This window comes from Acinetobacter sp. GN11, from assembly GCF_054823985.1.
In genome coordinates, this window is record NZ_JRVL01000150.1 from 14,505 (window position 1) to 37,386 (window position 22,882).

A 22,882-nucleotide genomic window follows, 5' to 3' on the forward strand; every position below is an offset into this window, starting at 1 on the left:
GCAATAAAAAAGCCACATCATAAAGTGGCTTTTTTGCATTCACTAATTAGCGAGCACGGTACGTAATACGACCTTTAGTGAGGTCATATGGAGTCATTTCGACTTTTACACTGTCGCCAGTAAGAATACGAATATAGTGTTTACGCATTTTACCAGAAATGTGTGCAATAACTTCGTGACCGTTTTCAAGACGTACACGGAACATCGTATTAGGAAGCGTTTCGGTGACAACGCCTTCGAACTCAATGAGTTCCTCTTTATTGGCCATAGCCTACCTGATGATCAAATTGGAAAGGCGCAAATTATAGTCAATTTATTTAAAAAAAACAAGATAGACATACTTCTACTCAAGCATCTGGTTAAAGTATGACTAATAAAAAAAGATGTAATTTTTTTCACAAAAGAAGAGTAATTCTGTTGTCAGTTTGGTCAATCAACGCTAATCTAAAATCATAGTTATTAGGGACTGTTAATTGCGTAAAGGTCAACAGCCCTAAATATCAATGAAGTATCTACATGGAAGGGCACTGCGTGGGTCAGCTAACAGATGCATCAGTTGTATTACGCTTTGGCTATCAAGCGATTCGTCGTGCGGGTTTGCCAACAGAAGAAATATTAACCAAAGCGGGAGTTGCTTTAAATCAGGTTGATACAAATGCACGTACACCGTTAAGTGCACAGTACGCCTTTTGGACTGCCGCTCAGGAAGTCAGTAAAGATCCAGATATCGGTTTGCATTTAGGCGAGCATTTGCCTTTGTACCGTGGTCAGGTCATTGAACATCTATTTATTAGTAGTGAAACTTTTGGTGAAGGGCTAAAACGGGCTTTAGCTTATCAGCGACTCATTAGTGACGCATTTGATGCAAAACTAGTTATTGAAGAAGGGCGTTGTTATTTAACCAATGGCCAACAGATCGGTGCCGATAATCTTGTTAATCGTCACTTCTCTGAATGTGCAATTTCAGGCATCCTTAGATTTTTTAAATTTATTACTGAAGGGCAATTTCATCCCATCTTCATCGATTTTAATTTTAGCGAAGGTGCTTTTGAGGATGAATATTTCCGAGTGTATGGCTGCCCAGTCAGTTTAGGCCAGAAAGAGACACGTTTATATTTTGATCCAGCTATTCTAGATTTTCAGCTTTGGCAAGCAGAGCCTGAGTTATTGCAGTTGCATGAACAGCTCGCGATTGAAAAACTACAGGAATTGGCTCGCTATGATTTAGTGGGCGAAGTTCGTCGCGCAATTGGTTCAACGTTGGAAAGTGGAGAAACAACCTTAGAAACGGTTGCTGCTCAGTTGAATATTACTCCACGTCGCTTACGTACTCAGCTAAGCGAAGCCAATACTAGTTTTCAGCAAATCTTGTCAGATTATCGTTGTCGATTAGCTAAAAAACTTTTGGCAAATACCAACGAGAGTGTTGAGCGTATTGTGTATTTAACTGGCTTCTCTGAGCCAAGTACGTTCTACCGCGCATTTAAGCGTTGGACGAATGAGACACCAGTTGAGTACCGTAAGCGTAAACAACACCGTTAATTTATTCTATGTCATGACGGAGTCGTGCCATTGAGACTTTAATAACTGGATTGGCCTTCAGCTAGAGTTACTTTTCTTTCGGGAAAAGTAACCAAAACCATTGTCATACGCAAAACCTGTTAGATAATTATCAATATCTAATGCATTGCAAAAACATATACTTATATATTTAGGGCAGGTTGCGTATGACTTTGTTGAGTATCTTATTTAATGTTTTAATCTGGTAAATTAAGCCAATGTGGCCCAAGCGGTGGCTGCGGTAAATCAAACTGCTCAGGATAATTACACTGAATAAAATAAAGACCGTCGGGTGGGGCTGTTACTCCTGCCGCCTTACGATCCTGTGCAGCAAACATTGTATCGATATGATCAACTTCATACATCCCTTGACCAATTTCGAGTAAACATCCCACAATGTTGCGAACCATATGGTGTAAGAAACCATCTGCTTCAATATCTAAAACCAAATAGCGTCCATGTTCAAATAGACGGCAATGTTTTACATGTCTAACAGGCTGATTTGATTGGCAGGCTGCTGCACGGAAGCTTTCAAAGTTATGAGTGCCTTCAAATTTACTTGCTGCTTCAATCATCTTTTTCACATCTAACTGTTGGTAAATGTGAGTAACCTGTTTATGCAAGAGTGCAGGGCGATGAGGCGTGTTATATATAATATAGCGGTAACGTCGAGCAGTCGCTTTAAAACGTGCATGAAAACTTTCATCCATCAGCTTAATCCACTGAATGGAAATATCTTTAGGCAGCTGGCTGTTTGCCCCTCTTAACCACCCCGTTTCTGGACGAATAGCATTCGTGTCGAAGTGTGCCACCATATTTGTCGCATGTACTCCTGCATCAGTACGACCAGCACCATGAAGTGCTATAGGTTCATTTGCGACTTTGCTAAGCACACGTTCAATGGTTTCTTGTACGCTGGCAACGCCTGGCTGTTGTGTTTGCCAACCTCGATATTGAACTCCGCTAAATTCAATACCGACTGCATAACGTTGCATGGCTTTACCTCTATTTAATGCAAATTTTCGTTCCAATGGCTGAGCCATTGTTCTGGGGTTGAGTATTTTAAATAGATTTGAAGTGCTTTTGCATAGAGATCTGCATGACTATGTGCATCACTAATGACAATTTTTGCAGTTTTCGTCCACTCACTAATTGCATAGCGTTGATCAATACCACCAAATGTCACCTGAGTCGTAAGAATCGGAACACAGCCACGTGTATAGAGCTCATCTAATGTTGCTAGTAACTCTTGATTAACAGCTATGTTTCCAGTACCAAAACCTTGCAATACTAAAAATTGAGGTGGGGCTGGCAGTAAATTTCGTAATTGTTGAACGAGCTGAGTGGTTGCAATAGGTTGCATCATCCAATTCAAAATTTGAAAAGATGCTGCACGCTCGATTTGCGTATCTTGCAAAATTAACCCGTTTTGCTGAGGTGTAAATTCAGACTCAGCTTTAAGGCCAGAAAAAGCGTCAAGTTCAGTCGTATGTGTCTTTAATACAGTTTGAGCGTGAAATACTTGATGATGAAAAGCAAGGTAAGTACCTACAGGTAGGGCAATTACTTGTTCTAATGCAAGATATAAGTTCTCAATTGCATCAGTAAATTCACGAGTATTATCACTTTGAACATTGAGTAACGGGTATTGGCTACCAGTAATAACGACATGACAACTCTGTCCTAGAAAACGAGCTAGAGTCGCAGAAGCATAACTAAGAGTATCTGTACCATGAATAACGACGAAGTGCTGATAACCTTCGAGCTGGAGCTGTTGTATGCGTTGAATAAGACGTAGCCAATCGGGCGCTGTACAAGCGCTGCTATCTACAATATTTGGGGCAGCAAAACAGTCAACCGTTAAGTGGGGTGGTATAACTTTTTCAAGTTGAGGTAAGAATTGGTCATATGGCATAGGTGCTAAAGGTTCACCTACACAGCCAAAAGTACCACCCATATAAAATAAGGCAATTTTTTTCATCTTTTTCAGGCACAAAAGCAGTCATCTTTGACTGCTTATGGTAAAACGATCGGCCTTAAGAAGCTATGCGATTTAGTAGATTTTTCGCGCGTTGTTGTTGCTCTGTGTTGAATTTTTGCTCATTACTTGCTAACAAGGCGTGTGCTGCTGGGTAAGCACCTAATTTGATGTATTGTTCTGCAAGTTGTAAGTCGAGCTCATTTTCATCTAACTGTTTTAATTCTGGAAATGCGTCTAGAAGTGGATCCTCTATTTGAGTTTGAATCGCCTCTTCATTGACTGCCTCTATATAGTTTTGAGTTTCAATCTCTGGTGCTGTAACTAACGCTGGCTCATCTAACGAAAACTCAAGAGGGGCGATTGAAGTTGCTTCTAATGGCGTTTGTTCTACGAGTGTAAGTTCATCTAATGATGGGGCTTGTTCAACAGATTTTGTCTCTGAACTTGAAGGATTTAAGTCAAGGTTAAAATCTAATGCATTGACGCTATTTTCTTGATCTGCTTTTACCTCTAGTGCTTGAGTTTTTTCCTCAGTTTCATGCAGAGGTGCCAAGTCAAAAGAAAACTCTAAATCAGCTAGCTCAGTTTCTTGAGATGACGATACTTCTGGTACTTGCTGAGATGTTGATACTTCTGGTTCATGTACAGGTTGGCTGGTAGTTTCTGTAGCAGCAGTTTTTTCGAATGAAAAGTTAAATTCTAAAGGTTTAACTTCAACAGCAGGTTCTTGTTTTAGCGGTGCATAGTCTTTCTGCAAGTCATCAAAAGAAGCTTCAGAAGAACTTGTGGTTAACTGGTCAAACTGAGCTGTTGTGTCTGGTGTGTTTTTTGGCTCTTCGTATGTTTGAGCTTGAGGAAAATCGATGGCATCAGATTGGCTAGATGACTCATGTTCTGTTTTTCGTAATGCCTCATATTCTTTTTGTCTAGCTTCTGCTTGAGTCACTATTTCATTTAATGCCAAACTACGAATATGGCTAATCAGTTGCGTTGTCGCAAATTCATCTTTCTGTACAATATGAACTTCAAGTAATAATAAATAAAGCTCGTGCTGAGTATTGTCTTTTTTTAACGCCTGATTCACTTGAGCTTCAGCAGCTGAATATTGCTTTTCTTGAATGAGCTGTTTGATTTTTTGACGTACAGCTTCTGGAACAGGGGTGCTTTGTGGAATAAGTGGAAGAGTGTCTTCCACTACATTTACTTTACTTTTTTCACGCGAGTTTTTACTCGATTTAGAGTTTACTTTTTTATTGGTTTTTTTATTTACCGTTTTAGGAGAGGTGGCCTCTTGTTTCTGGCTATTCTCGCGTTTTTTTAAAATAACAGCGACCACGAGTAATATGATGAACGGAATCACATATAACATTACTTTCCCCTTAAAAAATAAATATTTGCAATATGAAGCGAGCTAACTCTGGTTTTAACTTAATGTTTTTGCTTGTGAGTTTGTTGCTGTGCTTTTAACTGCTGTTGTAACTCTGCCAAACGTGCATTCAAAAGTTGAATACGTTGGTCTTTTAAACGTAAAGTTTGATTTAATTTGGTTACATTCCTTTGTAATGTAACGGTTTTTTCTCTTTTTGTCATAACTTTTACTGCTAACTCAGTATTGTTTTGACTTTGTTGTGTGCTCTTTTTAGCACTTCCATGTGTAGAATTTTGGCTGTTTTCAGCCACGATACTCATTTCTGCTTTTTGCAGGCGGTATTTAGCTTGGCCAGAAGGTGATTTTGCAGTATGCGTTATTTCTGTTTTGGATTTATTTTGCTGAGCTTTAGCGACAGGAGTCTGGCTAAGTTTTAGAGAAATTCCCTGACGTAAGCGGTTTACATTACCTTGAATAAAAGCATGCTGGTTTTGTTGTTGGATATCATGCATGACTTTTGCAACAGGCTGTTTAGTTTTCGCCGCAATACGATTAGCAATGCTCCATAAAGACTCATTGTGCTGTACTACATATTTACCTGAAGTTACTGGTCCTCTAGACGGACTTAAGTTTTGTTTCTTTGCAGTATTTTGACTGAGATTTTTGGGTGGAACAGGCTTCTTGTGTCCTGCTAAATTTTTAACCGTCGTTTTTGGCGAATTGTTTGCATCTGACTTAGTGATAGTAGGTTTAATTTGTGTTTGATCAGGCGTAGTGTTTGGTGCAATTTGTTGAGCTACCTGAGCCGAAGAGTTTTCACCAAGTGGGGACGTTGAATTCGTATTTATTACAGGAACAGTTCCAGAGCTGATATTAAGGTTTTGTTCACTATTCGAGTTTGTTGTGGTTGGGGCCGAAGTTGATGAAGCATACTGGGTGCTTTCTGGTAGATTTAAAGCAATATCCTTTTCATTCACAACAAACTGAGGGGATAAAGTACTTTCGGTCTTTTTTATAGAAGAAGGCTTAATTACAGTTTTGATATGCTGCAAACGCGTTGCAGAACCTTCACTAATTTTTACAACAATATTGAGTTCAGGATTAATCACAGGGCGAGACGAGGTAATCACAATAACCCCAGAGCCTTGACCATTTTGGCGTGTATAAAAATTAAGATTTCCCGGAGGCTGATGAGTGACGCCCAAAGCACTTAAATCTTCAGGAGTCGCTAAACTGACTTGCAAGGTAGAGTTGGGGTCAGCTTGTTGGAAATTCATTTCTGCATATAACAAATCTCCGGGAGCGGACTGAATTTGTATAGGGTCTAATGTAATCGCATAAACAGAAGGCGAAGACATAATGGTGAAAATGGCAATTTTTAATTTGTTATAAACAGTCATCTCAATCCATGACCTAATAAGTCGTAAAGTCGTTCAAAATTATACAATAATGAAATGTAAATAAATTGTAAAATTTTCACAAACCAGTTACGAAAAAGCCGATCTAATGTGATCGGCTTTTTGTTTTGACTGAATAATTCAGACTAAATTATGAGTTTTTATATTCTACTAAGATACGTAACATGCGACGTAAAGGTTCAGCAGCACCCCAAAGTAACTGATCACCTACTGTGAATGCGCCTAAATATTCTTTACCCATATTAAGTTTACGCAAACGGCCAACAGGTACAGTTAAGGTACCAGTTATAGCAACAGGTGTAAGGTCAGTCATAGACGCTTCACGAGTGTTTGGTACAACTTTCGCCCATTGGTTTGAAGTACGAATCATGTCTTCGATTTCATCAAGAGGAACATCTTTTTTCAACTTGATTGTCAGTGCTTGAGAGTGACAACGCATCGCGCCAATACGGACACAGTGGCCATCGATTGGAACAATTTGTGAATTACCCAAGATCTTGTTGGTTTCAACTTGACCTTTCCACTCTTCTTTTGACTGACCGCTTTCAAGCTGTTTATCAATATAAGGAATCAATGATCCAGCTAATGGCACGCCAAAGTTAGCAGATGGGAAACCTTCGCCACGTTGTAACTCAGCAACTTGACGATCAATATCCAAAATTGCAGATTTAGGGTCATCTAACAACGTTTTAGTATTGTTATATAAATAGCCCATACCAGTAATTAGCTCACGCATGTTTTGTGCGCCAGCACCTGATGCTGCTTGATAAGTCATAGCAGTCATCCACTCCACCAAATTGTTTTGGAAAAGTGAACCTACACCCATCAACATAAGCGATACTGTACAGTTACCACCTACGAAAGTTTTGGTGCCGTTAACCAAGCCGTCTTTAATAACGTTAAGGTTTACTGGGTCAAGAACGATGATCGCATCATCTGACATACGTAAAGTAGAGGCTGCATCAATCCAGTAGCCATTCCAACCAGTTGCTTTTAACTGTGGGAAAACTTCAGACGTATAGTCACCACCTTGACAGGTAATAATGACATCCATTTGCTTCAGACTATTAATGTCTGTAGCTTCCATAAGTGCTGGGGCAGTCTTACCACCAAATGAAGGAGCTTCACCACCTGCATTACTGGTAGAGAAATAAAATGGCTCAATATGAGCAAAATCATTCTCTTCAACCATACGTTGCATTAGGACGGAACCGACCATCCCGCGCCAACCGACCAGACCTACTTTCATGTCATTTTGCCTCGGTGCGTTAAAATTATTAGGGGGAGTTGAGTGTATCAAAAGTGTCCACAACTGCAAGCGTTACAGAAACAAAACACCATGTTTATTGAGTAGAATATCTTGTTTATGTTACATACAAAATTGATAAAGATGACAAAAACTTTAAAAACCAAATCATCTTAAAAGAGAAAATTCAATGATTTATATCGAAGTTCTAGCTGGTCTAGTGATTTGGTTAAGTTTCTGGTCACTTATTCCTCGTGATGAGTGGTGGTTTCGTGGCGCCGATTTTCCTCGTTTGCAGATTCTATTTGTTGGTCTATTAGCCTTTGTTGGTATGCTATTTTGGCCGACCGAATGGAATCTATGGCGTGAAATATTACTTGCTGTGCTTATCGCTGCCATCGCCTATCAGCTTAAAATGGTTTTGCCTTATACCTTGCTCTGGAAAAAACAGGTTAAACAGGTCAAATCGTCCCAGTTAGACCCACAAAAACAAATTTCATTAATTGTATCGAATGTTTTAACCCCAAATGATAAATATCATTTGCTTCTTGAGCAGATCAGCACATTAAAACCAGATTTACTGCTTACACTTGAAAGCGATAAGACTTGGGAAAATGCTTTAAAAGAAATTGAAGAAGATTATCCTTATCGTGTTCCCGTGCCTTTAGATAATTTATATGGCATGCATTTATACAGTCGGTTACCTTTATCGAATACTGAAGTTAAATTTATTTTAAGTGATGAAATTCCTTCTATTCATACCACTGTGACTTTACGATCTGGTATGCCAGTACAACTCTATTGTTTACATCCGAAGCCGCCGAGCCCAACCGAGGCGAAAGATTCGACTTTACGTGATGCAGAGCTTTTAATTGTTGGCGACCAGATTAAAGACTTAGATGAAAGCTGTATTGTGATGGGAGATTTAAACGATGTAGCGTGGTCACGTACTACGCGTTTATTCCAGCGGATTAGCGGGTTACTTGACCCACGAGTTGGGCGACATTTTATTAATACGTTTCATGCAGATTATCCATTGCTACGTTGGTCTTTAGATCATATTTTTCATAGTACCGATTTTGGTTTAGTAAAAATGCAGCGTTTACCACATATTGGATCTGATCACTTTCCTGTATATGTTGTTTTACAGACTGGGCGAATATTTGAACATATTCAAGAAGAGTTAGAGCAAACTCAAACTGATGAAGAAGAGGCCCAAAGTGCCATACAAGAAGGGATTGCAAAGGCTGAAAAGGAAGAAAAAATTGTGACCGATAAAATTGCGCAGCCTTATAAATGAAAAAGAAGATACAAATTGATGTAAGCAATATCGTACAAAGATTTGAGTCTAGGGCGAATAGGCAGGGGGTGATAAAAACCTTATTCTACATTCATCGGCACACGGAAACGGGAATGGACAATCCCACGTAAGGATACACAAAGCTGATATGGAATAGCATCACGGATTAGATGTTGGAACGGAAACGATAAAAATAACGATTAACCTGAAAGCACAACCTCATTTACCCGAGTTTTGCAGGACGCAGAACTCGGGTTAATATTTTATATATACCCTATTTAGTTTATCGTAAAAAAAGAAATATTTTTAAGTTAATCTTAATTTTAAAACCTATCTAATGATAGGTAAGCGCCTATAAGTTCTCATCTATATCTGAGCAATTTCTAATGAAAATAGATACAATTTTTTTTTCAGATAAGTTTTTGTTTTTATAGATTATTGATGAATAAATATGGGTTTTCATCTGTTTAGAGATAAATTGGGGTTGTTTAATTAGCAAATCTCAATAGAATGTGCCGATCGTTGACATGTTGGATCGTCAACAGGCATTGTTGTTTATCTCGTCAGATCGGCGAGTTGTGATTTGTTTGTGCATTTAAATTTCTGTTTGGAAATTACTGTACATATTGAGGTTTCACTCTTAGTTAGTGGTCTTCTCCCTCTCATATTTGATACTTTGCGGTGCATAAGGATTGTCTTATGAAGAATTTTAAATTTAGCCTTGCTTGGCAAATTTTAATTGCTTTAATCCTAGGGATAGTTGTCGGGGCTGTTTTACATAACCAGCCTGAAATCAAAGACAGTATTGTAACTAATGTTCTTACGCCACTTGGTAAGATTTTCATTAGCCTGATTAAAATGATTGTTATTCCAATCGTTTTCTCTACCTTGATTTTAGGTATTGCAGGTGTTGGCAGTACGAAAAGTTTAGGGCGACTTGGTTTTAAAACCATTCTCTATTTTGAAATTATTACCACTATTGCTATTTTGGTGGGCTTAGTTGCAGCGAATATCTTCCATCCAGGTTCAGGCATTGATATGTCTCAACTGGTTCAAACTGATATTTCTCAATATAAGCATACAACTGAAGAAGTTCAGTCACAGTCTCATGGCATTATGCAGACAATATTATCGCTTATCCCAACGAACATTATTAGTTCAATGGCGCATGGCGAAATGTTACCTGTGATTTTCTTTGCTGTGTTATTTGGTATTGGTTTGTCTTCATTACCAGCAACAACTAAAGATCCATTATTAAACGTATTTCATGCTGTATCGGAAACAATGTTCCGTGTAACGCACATCATCATGAAATATGCGCCAGTGGGTGTGTTTGGTTTGATTGCAGTAACGGTTGCAAACTTCGGTTTCGCTTCGCTTATCCCTTTAGGCAAGTTAGTCGTGTTGGTATATGGCGCGATCTTGTTCTTTGCTTTGGTGGTACTTGGTTTAACTGCAAAAATGTTCAGCATCAATATCTTTACTTTGTTTAAGATTTTGAAAGATGAATTAATTTTGGCATATTCAACTGCAAGCTCTGAAACAGTTTTACCGCGTATTATGCAAAAGATGGAAGCTTATGGCGCGCCTAAAGCAATTTCTAGTTTTGTAATCCCAACAGGTTATTCATTTAACCTTGACGGTTCTACGCTTTACCAAAGTATCGCGGCAATCTTTATTGCGCAGCTTTACGGTATTGAAATGTCAATTAGCCAACAGGTTATTTTAGTTGTAACTTTAATGATTACTTCTAAAGGTATTGCGGGTGTTCCTGGCGTATCGTTTGTTGTGTTATTAGCAACATTAGGTAGTGTTGGTATTCCTGTAGAAGGCTTGGCATTTATTGCTGGTGTTGACCGTATCATGGATATGGCACGTACCGCATTGAACGTTGTAGGTAATGCACTTGCAGTACTTGTGATTAGTAAATGGGAAAAACAATACGATTATGAAAAAGCAGCAGCTTATGAAGCATCGCTTAAATAAAGCTGACTTTTTATTGTTGTAATAAAAACCCGCGTTGATCGCGGGTTTTTTTTATGGGGTTATTTCAGTACAGACTCATATAGTGCCAGTGTCTGATCACACATATCTTTTAAGCTAAACATGGTGACAGGGGCAACGACTTGAGGCTGTTCAATATGCTTTTCCACAGTTTCCAGTAAAGCCTTTTCATTTCCTACTTCAACAAGACCTTGTGTATAGACATTCGATAAAATCTCGGCCACGCCTCCACGGTTCCAGCCAATGACTGGAGTACCGACTGAAAGTGCTTCTAATGCTGTTCTACCGAATGTTTCTGCCTGATTGGATAGAGAGAGCACAATATCGCTAAAAGCGAGCCATTCGCGAATATCTGAGCGATGACCTACAAAGGTAATTCTATCTGCGAGTCCTTTGCTTTGAATGGTACTTTGCAACTCGCTTAAATAGGCCTGTTTTTTTGCATCGGCACCGCCAACAACTACAGCATGTAGCTGAGGATATTGCGACTGAAGTTGTTGCATCAATTCAATTAAGCTTTCATGTCCTTTTAAACGTGTAATACGGCCAGGTAAGCAAAGCAAAAACTTATTTTCGAGTTCAGGAAAGTCATTAAAAACTTGATTAAACCATTGTGCTGATGGCTGATAATTATGTGGAAACGCGGTTGGGTCAATTCCTCGATAAATCCGAACAATATCTTGGGGAGGGCAGTTTTTATAATGGTCAGTGATGTATTTAACTACGCTATCTGAAACAGCAATCACTTTTTCGGCTTGCGTCATAATCGCACTATAACGATTGACTGAATAAAAGCCATGTACCGTGCTAATGAGGTGAGGGGATTTGTTCGCAGGTATTTTTCTTAAGGCAAAGTGAGTAAGCCAAGCAGGTACACGTGAGCGTACATGAACAATGTCAGGTTGATGCTGTTCAATCAGCTGGCGTAAAGGGCGGCTTTGCCACAAGCTTGAAAGTGATTTTTTATGAATTGGTAGCGTTAAATGAGTAGAACCTTCAGCTTCGAGCTGTGAGACTAAGCGTCCGCCGTTTGAAACAACTATTGATTGATGGCCTTGTGCAACGAGCGCACGTGCAATTTCTAGTGTGCCGCGTTCTACGCCACCGCTATTGAGTTCTGGGAGAAGTTGCATCACTTTCATTGTTTTTTGCCTTTAGGTTGTAGCAAAGCGGGATCTTACGATTTTGAAGTCGAAATTTAGAGATTAACCTTCGGTTCGACCTACTTTTGTTTTGGCAAAAGTAGGCAAAACCTAAGGTACGAATAGCAAAGATTCATTATCTTTGCCGTACCGTAAAACGAAAGCTATGCTTGAGAAATGCTACGCACTTCGTTTGTCTTGCGCAATGCGAAAGCGCTAACGCTTTTGCATTGCTCAGGTTGTGGATGATGTTCCCGCGAGTCATATAAATAATGTTGTGCTTACTATCAATTTAAAATTATCACAGCTTTATCTTAATAGATCTCTTCATATCCCTCAGGACGTGTCTTAAATCGACGGTGGAACCACATATATTGAGTCGGTGCGATGCGAAGTTGATTTTCAATAATTTTATTGACGCGTGTTGCATCATCGACTTCGTCTTCACTTGGCATATTGTCGACCGCAGGTTCAATCAGAACATGATATTTCGGGTTCTTAATATCTCCATGGCGGTAGAAATATAAAGGCACAGCCACTGCTTTTGAGATTTTTAATAAGCGGCGATGTGCAGTTACTGTGGCAGCAGGTACACCAAAAAACGGTGCCATAACACCTTGTTTGAGTCCAAAGTCTTGATCTGGGCTATACCAAATAGCATCGCCATCTTTAAGGTGACGAATTAAACCACGCATATCATCATGATCGATCTGTGCTTTATAAATCGTGGCACGGCAACGATAAATGAGCATATCGAGCAATGGGTTATTTTGAGGTCGATAGACAACATCAGGTTCAAAATATTGAGCACAAACATAGCCACCTGCATCAAGAAGCGTGCTGTGAGTCCCCAGTAATAAAACACCTTTGCCCTGAGCCTGGGCATTGGTAATGTGTTCTAAACCTTCAATCGTGACGCGGTTTTTAAACCAGCGTGGGCTGTACCATGCATTTAAGGTTTCAAATACCCCAAGCATCATATCGATGAAAACTTGTTGAGCTTGTTGTTGAACCTTGTCGGCAGACCATTCAGGAAAGCAGACTTCTAAATTACGAATAGTGGTTTTACGGCGTGATTTTAGATATTTCCAAGCCAGATGAGCTACGCCATGCGCCAGACGCCATTGTATGGCCCAAGGTAAAATAGCCAAAAGCATTAAAAAGACAATAGCAATCCAAACACCCCAATATTTAGGCAATAAAAAGGACCATTGAAATTCACCGGGCGTATAAGGCTGCTTTTGGCTCATAACGATATAAAGAGTTCAAAAAGTTAAAACAGGCAAAAGTGTATCACGAACTGAATTTATCGTCGTAATACACTATTCAATTGAGTGTTAAGAGAGCTTGAAATAAGAAGGATGAATTATCGGCGATTTTCTAAAAGAATTTTAACAGCGAGTCCAGCCAATACGGTTCCCATGAGCCAGCGTTGTATATTTGCCCAAAGAGGTTTTTGTTGTAGGAAAAGGGCAATACTACCTGCAGAAAACACAATAAGCGCATTTACTGAAACACTAACAAAAATTTGTATCGTCCCGAGTTGAATAGACTGCGCTAAAATACTGCCGTGTTGTGGATGAATAAACTGTGGCAGTAAAGATAAATACATAATCGCAATTTTTGGATTAAGCAAGTTGGTCGCAAAACCCATTAAAAATAGTTTAGCTGGGGAGTCTACTGATAAATCTTTTACATTAAAAATAGGGGCTGCATTTGGACGTAATGCTTTCCATGCAAGCCAGAGTAGATAAATTGCACCAGCAATACGAATGGTGTCATAAGCAAAAGGTACGGCGACAACAAGTGCTGTGATCCCGAAAGAAGCACATAGCATGTAAAATACAAAACCAACAGCGACACCGGCCAACGAAATGAATCCTGCGATTTTGCCCTGACTAATCGAACGGGAAATAAGGTAAATCATATTGGGGCCTGGAGTGAGTACCATCGCCAAACAAATTAGTCCAAATGCCAAAATTTGAGAAAGCTCCAGCATGCGAAAACACTCCAATATTATTATGCTGTTAGGTATAACATAATTATTTTTATAAGTCTTATATTCAAGCACAAGGCTATTTTAAAATACTAAAAATTTCGAAAATATAATCCATTATATGAATGTGATTTATAAGCTTTAAGTTTTTAAAAGCTTAGATTAATAATATAAAAAAGAGCCCACTTAATTTAAGTGAGCTCTTTTTACGTTCTTTTGGGAAAGTAGAACTAATTAGTTTCCTTTGCTCATTTGTTCAAGCACGTCCCAACGTTCCAATTTTTCAAGTAATAACTCGTCAATTTCTGTAAGACGTTGGCTTGCTTTGGTTGCTGCATCAGCATCTTTAACAAACCATGAACCATCTGCAAGTTTCTCAGAAAGTTCTGCTTGCTCCTTTTCTAAGTTTTCAATTTCAGCGGGTAATTGTTCAAGTTCACGCTGATCTTTATAACTCAGTTTGACTTTTTTTACAGTACTTTGAGCAGCAGCTTTGTCTGCTTCAGCTTTTGCCTGAGCTTTTTTAACGTCAGATTTCTGATCGACTACTTTGTCATCTGGACGTTGCTGCAAATAGTCTTGGTAGCCACCGATGTACTCAGCAATATTGCCTTTACCATCAAATACCCATGTAGATGTTACTACGTTATCCATAAACGCACGGTCATGGCTAATGAGAAGCAACGTGCCTTTGTAATCAGACAACATTTCTTCTAGAAGCTCAAGAGTCACCATATCCAAGTCATTGGTTGGCTCATCCATTACAATCAGATTTGATGGTTTAAGCAGCAATTTAGCCAGTAAGATACGATTTCGTTCACCACCTGAGAGTGCTTTTACTGGAGTGCGAGCACGTTCAGGTGAAAATAAGAAGTCTTGTAAATAGCTGTAGATATGACGACGGTTGCCATTCACATCAACGAAGTCAGAACCTTCTGAAACGTTTGCCATGACTGTTTTTTCAAGGTCTAAGGCATTACGTAACTGGTCAAAATAGGCAACTTCTAACTGTGTACCTGTTTTAACTGAACCGCCATGTTCGAGTTCACCTAAAATGGCTTTAATCAATGTCGTTTTACCAACGCCGTTATCACCAACCAAGCCAATTCGATCACCACGCATAACAAGGGTAGAGAAATCTTTGATCAGTAAATTGTCATCGTAAGCTACGCTTAAATGTTCGATATCAAATACTAATTTACCTGAACGATTTGCATCTTGAGTTGCCATACTCACTTTGCCTTGTTGTGAGCGGCGTGCTTTCGATTCTTCACGTAAATCTTTTAAAGCACGAACACGGCCTTCATTACGCGTACGACGTGCTTTAATACCTTGGCGAATCCAAGCTTCTTCTTCAGCTAACTTTTTATCAAATAAAGCATTCTGTTTTTCTTCTGCTTCCATTTGCTGAGCTTTGAGCTCTAAATAGCGTGAATAATTGCCTTCATAGCCTCGTAGAATTCCGCGATCAAGTTCCACAATTCGAGTTGCAATGCTATCTACAAATGAACGGTCATGCGAAATAAATAGAAGCGTTAAATTATTTTGATCTAATAAAAACTTTTCTAACCATTCAATACTTTCAACATCTAAATGGTTCGTTGGTTCGTCTAGAAGTAATACGTCTGGCTGTGTTAAAAGAGCGCGTGCGAGCAAAACACGGCGTTTACGTCCACCAGAAAGGTCTGCTAAGTCTGCATTTGGATCAAGTCCCATTTTACTTAAAAGAGCATTTACCTTATTTTCTAATGCCCAACCATCTAGCTGGTCTAGCTTATGCTGAAGGTTACCCATACGGTCACAGGCTTCCATATCTCCTAGCATACAAGCGTCGGTCGCTTCATGATAAGCTCTGAGTACTTCTGAAGCTTCTCCTGCACCATCTGCCACAATGTCAGCTACTTTGCCAGAGTCCATTGGAACGTCTTGGGCTAACATTGAAACAGTTAGACCATTTTGAATGGAAACTTCACCAGAATCTGGTAATAGGCTTCCCTCGATCAGTTTAAGTAAAGTAGACTTACCTTCACCATTACGACCAATTAAACAGACTCGTTCGCCACGTTCTAGATTAAAGTTCGCGCCATCGAGCAGGGCAGGTCCGCCAAAAGCAAGTTGGACATCCCTTAGGGTAATATAGGCCATAATGTTTTCCAGAATCTCAAATGAGGATTTAAATGACTAAACCACCATATCATGATGATCAAGCGTCATTGTCCGCACCCATTGAAGATTTGCAAGTGCGAATTACATTTTTGGATGATTTAGTTGAAGAATTAAATCAACAACTCGCTATTCAGACTCAAGAAATAGCTGATTTAAAAAAACAAATGCAATTTCTTTATCAACGTATGGAATCATCGGATTTATCAGAAGGGATTGCCGCTTTTGACCCGTTAACCAATAAACCTCCCCACTATTAATAAAATGGCAAATTCAATACTTGCCATTTTATTAGGGGTATTTATGGATTTTGCTTAAAAACCATGCAATACAATTTTCCCTTTTGTCGTACCACTTTCAATTTGTTGGTGAGCCAGTTTTAGGTTTTGAGCATTAATTGGGCTTAAAATTTGCGAAACAGTGGTCTTGATTTTTCCTTCGTCAACCAGTTTGCTGACTTCATTTAATAGTTCACTTTGCTTTTCCATATCTTCAGTCTGGAACATTGAACGTGTAAACATAAACTCCCAATGCACCGATACAGACTTCGATTTAAAAGGCTTAATATCTAACTGTGCAGGATCATCAATTAAACCAAAATGACCTTGTGGCGCAATCAACTCTACGATATCTGATAAATGCTGATCTGTTTGAGTGGTCGAGAACACGTATAAAGGTGCATTTAAACCTAATTGCTTGATTTGTGCTGTTAAAGGCTGACGATGATCTAATACATAGTCAGCACCAAGTTGCTTAACCCATTCTTTAGTTTCTGCTCGTGAAGCTGTCGTAATAATCGTGAGGTTAGTCAACTGCTTGAGTAGCTGAATTGTGATTGAACCTACTCCACCAGCTCCGCCAATCACTAATATAGATGTATTTTCTGGGGCAACTTTGGGTACTTGTAACCGATCAAATAGCATTTCCCACGCTGTGATAGCAGTTAAAGGAAGAGCAGCTGCTTCTGTTGTTTCTAAAGTTTTTGGTTTATGACCCACAATGCGTTCATCAATCAACTGTAATTCACTATTACTGCCTTGGCGATTGAGTGTACCTGCATACCAGACTTCATCTCCGACTTTAAATTGAGACACTTGATCTCCAATTGATTCAACGACACCTACTGCATCCCAACCAAGAGTCTTCCATTGATTATTTTCAGGGTTTACGTTGTTACGAATTTTTGTATCTACTGGATTAACTGAAATCGCCTGAACACGAACAAGTAAATCATGGCCTTCTGCCACGGGAGTGTCGAGTTCAATATCAACGAGTGCCTCTGGCGATGTAATGGGACCTGCTTTCTGATATGCCACAGCTTTCATAACAATAATTCCTCTTGTTGGGAGTTTGATCATAACGTAAGCTTAAATTTGGTGACTACAGACAAATAACGCTCATAGTGTCAAAAAGGATACTGTAAAATGGCAAAATTACGACATTCAAGTTTTGACTGTTATCCGGGTTGTTCAGTTGAGGCAGCCATTAGTTTGATTGACGGAAAGTGGAAATGTGTCATTCTTTGGCATTTATTTAATGAAGGCACCTTACGGTTTAATGAAATTCGAAAGCGTGTTCCGAGCATTACCCAAAGAATGCTGACAAATCAGTTACGTGAGTTAGAGCAAGACGGAATTATTCATCGGGAAGTTTATCCTCAGGTTCCGCCTAAAGTGGAATATTGCCTGACTGAATTAGGTCAAAGTCTTGAGCAAATTTTATTTGCTTTAAAACTGTGGGGGGATGCCCATATCGACCAATTTGGAAAGTTGACACTTGTTGATGGTCAGAACTCTTAAATATATTTGAGTGACAACATTGCAATTTGCACTGTGAAATACTGATATTTTGGGTCTTGCGATCTTATCGGGCATTATTTTTATGATGTAACTTGCGTTTTCTGGTCAGCTTATGCAACTCTAATAAAAGAGATTAATAGGTTTTGCTATGGACAATATGGGAATTTGGGTTACCGTTATCATTGTTCTTTTCGTACTAGGCTCCATTTTTGGTTTAAGAGTGAGCCCACGTGAAAAGGCACTTGGTATTATGCGAGATAAAGCCCGCAAAATAGGGTTGCATCCACGTGTAATTGTTGCACCTGAATGGACACATGTCCCAATGGCCACTGAAAAACGTGCCAGCATGGTTGCTTATTATAGTGTATTGATTCCTGATGCCCGTTTATCTTTAATGCGTGCTCGCGTTATAGACGGCAAATTAAAAGTGGTTCAGGGCGATGAGAAATTTAATGATTCTCCCATTGCATTAAAAGGGATTTATGCTATTGATATGCAGGCAAACTGTGTAGGGCTTTATTGGGATGAGGAATCAGACCTTAGAGCAACACAATTAGATGAGATGAAGGCTTATCTGTTGACCTTGGCTAAAGCCTGATTTTTAAATTTATTGGTATAGGAATAACATTTTATATGGCGAATACCTCGCGCTCTGCATCTCAAAGCACAGCATCTACTGCACCTGCTGCACCTAAACGTGCCTTAGTGATTGTGGAGTCGCCTGCCAAAGCGAAAACCATCAATAAATATTTGGGTTCGCAATTCATTGTAAAGTCTTCTGTAGGTCACGTACGTGACTTGCCAACAGGCGGCAGTAAATCAACAGAGAAAAAGCCGGCTGCCCGGACTAAACTCACCGAAGCCGAAAAAGAACAAAAAGCTAGTCAGGCTTTAGTTAATCGTATGGGGGTTGATCCTGAACATGGTTGGGAAGCTCATTACGAAGTTCTGCCCGGTAAAGAAAATGTTGTTGCTGAACTCAAAAAACTCGCCAAAGATGCCGATGCAATCTATCTCGCAACGGACTTGGATAGAGAAGGGGAAGCCATTGCTTGGCACCTAAGAGAAGTTATCGGTGGTGATGACAGTCGTTATCACCGCGTGGTGTTCAACGAAATTACTAAAAATGCCATTCAAGAAGCATTTAAACAGCCAACACGTCTAGATTTAAACCGTGTGAATGCTCAGCAAGCACGCCGTTTCTTAGACCGTGTAGTGGGCTTTATGGTTTCACCATTACTTTGGGAAAAAATTGCCCGTGGTTTATCTGCGGGACGTGTGCAGTCAGTAGCGGTGAAACTGGTTGTAGAGCGTGAGCGTGAAATTCGTGCTTTTATTCCAGAAGAATATTGGCAAGTTTTTGCAGATACTCAGTCCAAAAAAGATGATATTCGTCTTGAAGCATTTAGACAGGCTGGCAAAACCCTTAAACTGAAAAATAAAGCTGAAACTGATGCTTTATTAGATGTTTTAAAAGGTGCTGAATATAAAGTTGCACAGCGTGAAGATAAACCAACTAAGGTCAATCCAAGCGCACCTTACATTACTTCAACTTTGCAACAGGCTGCGAGTACACGTTTAGGCTTTTCTGTGAAGAAAACCATGATGTTGGCTCAGCGTTTATATGAAGCTGGTTTTATTACCTATATGCGTACTGACTCAACTTTCTTGAGTGATGATGCAGTAAGCATGGTACGTGCCCATATTGAAAGCCAATATGGTGAAAAATATATACCAGCAAAGCCAAACCGCTATGGTAACAAAGCGGGTGCTCAAGAAGCCCATGAAGCGATTCGTCCGTCAAATGTAGCGCTTACTGGCGATCAGCTTGCGGGTGTAGAGCGTGATGCTCAACGTCTATATGATTTGATCTGGCGTCAGTTTGTTGCATGTCAAATGACGCCAGCAGAATATTTATCTTCTACTTTGATTGTTGAAGCAGCGAATGTTGAGTTAAAGGCAAAAGGCCGTACGCTTGTATTTGAAGGCTTCACTAAAGTACGTGGCGCGAATAAGTCAGATGACGACATTATTTTACCTGCTATTAAAGTAGGCGAAATCTTAAAGTTAGAAAAGTTAGATCCAAGTCAGCACTTTACTAAACCACCTGCACGTTTTACTGAAGCATCTTTAGTTAAAGAACTTGAAAAACGTAGTATTGGCCGTCCTTCGACCTATGCAGCTATTATTTCTACCATTCAGGAACGTGGTTACGTTAAGTTAGAAAACCGTCGTCTTTTCGCCGAAAAAATGGGTGAAATTGTGACGGATCGTCTGGATGAAAGTTTTAATAACTTGATGAATTATGCTTTTACGGCAGACCTCGAAGGTCAGCTTGATAAGGTCGCAACGGGTGAGCGTAACTGGAAAGAGTTACTAGACACTTTCTATGGTGACTTTAAGAAACGCCTAACCAACGCTCAGGGTGAGCAGGGAATGCGCCGTAACCAACCGGTTGAAGTGCCAGCAGTACATTGCCCTGAATGCTCACGTCCAATGCAGATTCGTACGGGTACAACGGGTGTGTTCTTAGGGTGTTCTGGCTATAACTTGCCGCCTAAAGAACGTTGCAAAGGTACACTGAACTTAACACCTGTTGAGTCGTTAGCTGCTCTATCTGATGATGATGGTGCAGAAACCGCGGACTTGATGTCTAAGCATCGCTGTGAGAAATGTGGCACTGCCATGGACAGCTATGTGATTGATGGTGGTCGTAAACTGCACGTATGTGGTAACAATCCTGACTGCGATGGTTTTGAGCTTGAAGAAGGTGAGTTCAAGATTAAGGGTTATGATGGGCCAACGATCCCATGTGATAAATGTGATGGTGAAATGCAGCTTAAGACTGGTCGTTTTGGCCCGTATTTCGCTTGTACAAGCTGTGACAATACCCGTAAAGTCTTGAAGAGTGGTCAACCTGCACCTCCACGTGTAGAACCTATTAAGATGGAACACCTACGTTCAGCGAAACATGATGACTTCTTTGTGTTGCGTGATGGAGCAGCGGGTCTATTTTTGGCAGCGAGTAAGTTCCCGAAAATTCGTGAAACACGTGCGCCGAAAGTTGCAGAGTTACGTAGTGTGGCAGCTCAGCTTGATCCAAAATATCAATTTATTTTACAAGCGCCAGATGTAGACCCTGAAGGTAATCCAACAATTGTGAAATTCAGTCGTAAGAATCAATCACAATATGTCGGTTCAGAAACCCCTGAAGGTAAACAAACCAAATGGAGCCTAATTTATCAAGATGGTAAATGGGTTGAGGGCTAATCAAGTCCAATATAAAAAATGCTAGCTAAGCTAGCATTTTTTATTTCTAAAACAATAAAAGAAAATTTTAATTTTATGGGGAATAAGAATGTGGAAAAACATTCGGGTTTTATGCTTATTAATTATTTTATTGATTGTTGCTGTTCAAGCATGGCGAGATCAAAATCAAGATTGGAATCGGCCAGTTGTGGTTGTTTTACATCCAGTTAATGCAGATGGTTTAGAGACAACACAAAGCTATATTCATCAGTTGAAAAATGAAGATTTTTGGGCAATTAACAGCTATTTAAGTGAGTGGTCACAGCATTATCGTGGACAATCAGGAAACTTTACAATTCGCTTAGGACAACAGTTGCAGCAGCGACCGCCCGAGGTTCCTCAAAATGCTAATATTTTGCATGTTATGTGGTGGAGCTTAAAATTTCGTTTCTATGCATGGCGACAAAAACAACCCGAAGACAGTGGAGCATCACTCAAACTTTACTTAAATTATTATGATCCAAATTATCAGAAAGTCCTGATCCATTCGACTGCTTTAGAAAAAGGTCGCATTGGTAGTGTTAATTTATTTGCGACCAAAACACAAGCTTCACAAAATCAGGTTGTGATTGTTCATGAGCTATTACATGGCTTTGGGGCACAAGACAAATATGATTTAAAAACAGGACAACCTATTTACCCTTTAGGTTATGCTCAACCTGAAAAAGTGCCTCTATATCCACAAACCGATGCCGAAATCATGGGTGGTCAAACGCCTTTATCTGAACAGAGTAGCAAAATGCCGAATGGCTTACATGAAACAATAATAGGTTTACCTACAGCTCAAGAAATTGGCTGGGTGCAATAAAACTGTGGATAAATACTGCTTTATGCACATCAATTGTTAAGAAACGATGCAGATTTTATACAGACAAAAAATGTGAAGTGCATCACTATTATTGGGTAGATGAAATTCTAATACCTGATAATAAGAGTAGCCATGATGAAAACTGTAGGTAATGATTTAGTACGTAATCAGTTACATGCTGACCGTAAATGGTATTTGATATTGGGCTTTGTGCTGATTGGTTTTGGCCTGATTTTATTTAGTTCATTGCCATTTGCGACCTTTTCTGTCGTTTTTTTATTTGGAATACTCATGATGGTCGGCGGTGTTTTGCATCTCGTCGCGGCTATGAGTGTTTTTAAAGGCGCAAGCCGATGGTTGTGGGCCATCTTTGGTGTGCTTTATTTAATGGCTGGTTATTATGCGTTTTCTACTCCAGTCACTACAGCAGTGGTGCTGACAAGCCTATTATCTATAGCGCTGATCATTGCTGGAGCTATACGTACTATAAATGCAATTTTACTTAAGCCAATTACTGGATGGGGTTGGACCCTGTTTTCAGGGTTATTAACGCTCGCTACAGGTATTTTAATTTTAGTTTCTAAAGATTCACCTTTTTGGGTATTAGGAATGTTCCTTGCTATTGATATTTTATTTCAGGGAGTTAACTTTCTAGGTTTGGCTTCAGCCATTAAACATCTTCCTTCTAGTTCAAAAACAGTATCTTAAAAAATAATATTCAACCAAAGAGCACTTTAAGTGCTCTTTTTGTTTTTAGGATGGGCAGACCCATCTGTTGCCTCGGTCT

20 protein-coding genes are annotated in these 22,882 nt (G+C 39.6%); 9 read left to right on the top strand and 11 right to left on the bottom strand.

Features of this window, described 5'->3' with window-relative positions; translation table 11 throughout:
* Nucleotides 1–46: 46 nt before the first annotated feature.
* The gene (gene infA / locus NL42_RS12905; RefSeq protein ID WP_001284370.1) at nucleotides 47–268 is read right to left on the bottom strand and encodes a translation initiation factor IF-1; all 222 of its coding nucleotides are present in this window, start codon (nucleotides 266–268) and stop codon (nucleotides 47–49) included.
* Nucleotides 269–531: 263 nt separating this feature from the next.
* Here infA and NL42_RS12910 point away from each other — a divergent pair, with 263 nt between their 5' ends.
* Nucleotides 532–1,542 carry an AraC family transcriptional regulator gene (locus NL42_RS12910; RefSeq protein ID WP_461313039.1) on the top strand — a complete coding sequence of 337 codons (1,011 nt, stop codon included), beginning with the start codon at nucleotides 532–534 and terminating at the stop codon, nucleotides 1,540–1,542.
* 215 nt (nucleotides 1,543–1,757) lie between these two features.
* Here the strand turns inward: NL42_RS12910 and truA are convergent, their stop codons facing one another.
* The 5 genes from truA to asd all read right to left on the bottom strand — a co-directional run bounded on the left by truA (nucleotide 1,758) and on the right by asd (nucleotide 7,577).
* Entirely contained in the window at nucleotides 1,758–2,555 is a 798-nt protein-coding gene (gene truA / locus NL42_RS12915) for a tRNA pseudouridine(38-40) synthase TruA (RefSeq protein ID WP_461313040.1), read from the bottom strand.
* A gap of 14 nt (nucleotides 2,556–2,569) precedes the next feature.
* Nucleotides 2,570–3,541 carry an asparaginase gene (locus tag NL42_RS12920; protein WP_461313041.1) on the bottom strand — a complete coding sequence of 324 codons (972 nt, stop codon included), beginning with the start codon at nucleotides 3,539–3,541 and terminating at the stop codon, nucleotides 2,570–2,572.
* Nucleotides 3,542–3,596: 55 nt separating this feature from the next.
* Nucleotides 3,597–4,910, bottom strand: a complete 1,314-nt coding sequence (locus NL42_RS12925; protein ID WP_461313042.1) for a hypothetical protein — start codon at nucleotides 4,908–4,910, stop codon at nucleotides 3,597–3,599.
* Nucleotides 4,911–4,969: 59 nt separating this feature from the next.
* A complete protein-coding gene (locus NL42_RS12930) occupies nucleotides 4,970–6,310 on the bottom strand; it encodes a type IV pilus assembly protein FimV (protein WP_461313043.1) in 1,341 nt (446 codons plus the stop codon).
* Between the two features lie 148 nt (nucleotides 6,311–6,458).
* Nucleotides 6,459–7,577 carry an aspartate-semialdehyde dehydrogenase gene (asd, locus tag NL42_RS12935; protein ID WP_461313044.1) on the bottom strand — a complete coding sequence of 373 codons (1,119 nt, stop codon included), beginning with the start codon at nucleotides 7,575–7,577 and terminating at the stop codon, nucleotides 6,459–6,461.
* A 187-nt stretch (nucleotides 7,578–7,764) separates the two neighbouring features.
* On the opposite strand from asd, the gene NL42_RS12940 reads away from it, so the two are divergent.
* Nucleotides 7,765–8,874 carry an endonuclease/exonuclease/phosphatase family protein gene (locus tag NL42_RS12940; protein ID WP_461313045.1) on the top strand — a complete coding sequence of 370 codons (1,110 nt, stop codon included), beginning with the start codon at nucleotides 7,765–7,767 and terminating at the stop codon, nucleotides 8,872–8,874.
* Nucleotides 8,875–9,573: 699 nt separating this feature from the next.
* Nucleotides 9,574–10,860 (top strand): glutamate/aspartate:proton symporter GltP, encoded by a 1,287-nt coding sequence (gene gltP, locus NL42_RS12945; protein ID WP_004794835.1) that lies wholly within the window; start codon nucleotides 9,574–9,576, stop codon nucleotides 10,858–10,860.
* Between the two features lie 59 nt (nucleotides 10,861–10,919).
* Here the strand turns inward: gltP and NL42_RS12950 are convergent, their stop codons facing one another.
* From NL42_RS12950 to NL42_RS12965, 4 genes are all read right to left on the bottom strand, one after another.
* On the bottom strand, nucleotides 10,920–12,020 hold the full coding sequence (locus tag NL42_RS12950; protein WP_461313046.1) for a glycosyltransferase family 4 protein: 1,101 nt from the start codon (nucleotides 12,018–12,020) through the stop codon (nucleotides 10,920–10,922).
* Between the two features lie 314 nt (nucleotides 12,021–12,334).
* Nucleotides 12,335–13,270: an LpxL/LpxP family Kdo(2)-lipid IV(A) lauroyl/palmitoleoyl acyltransferase gene (lpxL, locus tag NL42_RS12955; RefSeq protein WP_461313047.1), complete on the bottom strand. Its 936-nt coding sequence runs from the start codon at nucleotides 13,268–13,270 to the stop codon at nucleotides 12,335–12,337.
* A 116-nt stretch (nucleotides 13,271–13,386) separates the two neighbouring features.
* Complete coding sequence (locus NL42_RS12960) at nucleotides 13,387–14,019, bottom strand: LysE family translocator (RefSeq protein ID WP_461313048.1); 633 nt, start codon at nucleotides 14,017–14,019, stop codon at nucleotides 13,387–13,389.
* A 231-nt stretch (nucleotides 14,020–14,250) separates the two neighbouring features.
* Complete coding sequence (locus NL42_RS12965) at nucleotides 14,251–16,161, bottom strand: ATP-binding cassette domain-containing protein (protein ID WP_461313049.1); 1,911 nt, start codon at nucleotides 16,159–16,161, stop codon at nucleotides 14,251–14,253.
* Nucleotides 16,162–16,193: 32 nt separating this feature from the next.
* Here NL42_RS12965 and NL42_RS12970 point away from each other — a divergent pair, with 32 nt between their 5' ends.
* Nucleotides 16,194–16,439, top strand: coding sequence for a SlyX family protein (locus NL42_RS12970; RefSeq protein WP_003654743.1), 246 nt, complete (start codon nucleotides 16,194–16,196; stop codon nucleotides 16,437–16,439).
* A 54-nt stretch (nucleotides 16,440–16,493) separates the two neighbouring features.
* Here the strand turns inward: NL42_RS12970 and NL42_RS12975 are convergent, their stop codons facing one another.
* Entirely contained in the window at nucleotides 16,494–17,504 is a 1,011-nt protein-coding gene (locus NL42_RS12975; protein ID WP_461313050.1) for a zinc-binding alcohol dehydrogenase family protein, read from the bottom strand.
* A gap of 99 nt (nucleotides 17,505–17,603) precedes the next feature.
* Between NL42_RS12975 and NL42_RS12980 the strand changes: the two genes are divergently transcribed.
* The 5 genes from NL42_RS12980 (at nucleotide 17,604) to NL42_RS13000 (ending at nucleotide 22,803) form a co-directional block, all read left to right on the top strand.
* Nucleotides 17,604–17,978 (top strand): winged helix-turn-helix transcriptional regulator, encoded by a 375-nt coding sequence (locus NL42_RS12980; RefSeq protein WP_461313051.1) that lies wholly within the window; start codon nucleotides 17,604–17,606, stop codon nucleotides 17,976–17,978.
* Between the two features lie 148 nt (nucleotides 17,979–18,126).
* A complete protein-coding gene (locus tag NL42_RS12985) occupies nucleotides 18,127–18,576 on the top strand; it encodes a hypothetical protein (RefSeq protein WP_004794821.1) in 450 nt (149 codons plus the stop codon).
* 35 nt (nucleotides 18,577–18,611) lie between these two features.
* Complete coding sequence (topA, locus tag NL42_RS12990; protein ID WP_461313052.1) at nucleotides 18,612–21,248, top strand: type I DNA topoisomerase; 2,637 nt, start codon at nucleotides 18,612–18,614, stop codon at nucleotides 21,246–21,248.
* A gap of 88 nt (nucleotides 21,249–21,336) precedes the next feature.
* The gene (locus NL42_RS12995; protein ID WP_461313053.1) at nucleotides 21,337–22,095 is read left to right on the top strand and encodes a hypothetical protein; all 759 of its coding nucleotides are present in this window, start codon (nucleotides 21,337–21,339) and stop codon (nucleotides 22,093–22,095) included.
* 135 nt (nucleotides 22,096–22,230) lie between these two features.
* Nucleotides 22,231–22,803 (top strand): HdeD family acid-resistance protein, encoded by a 573-nt coding sequence (locus NL42_RS13000; RefSeq protein ID WP_461313112.1) that lies wholly within the window; start codon nucleotides 22,231–22,233, stop codon nucleotides 22,801–22,803.
* The last annotated feature ends 79 nt before the right edge of the window (nucleotides 22,804–22,882 follow it).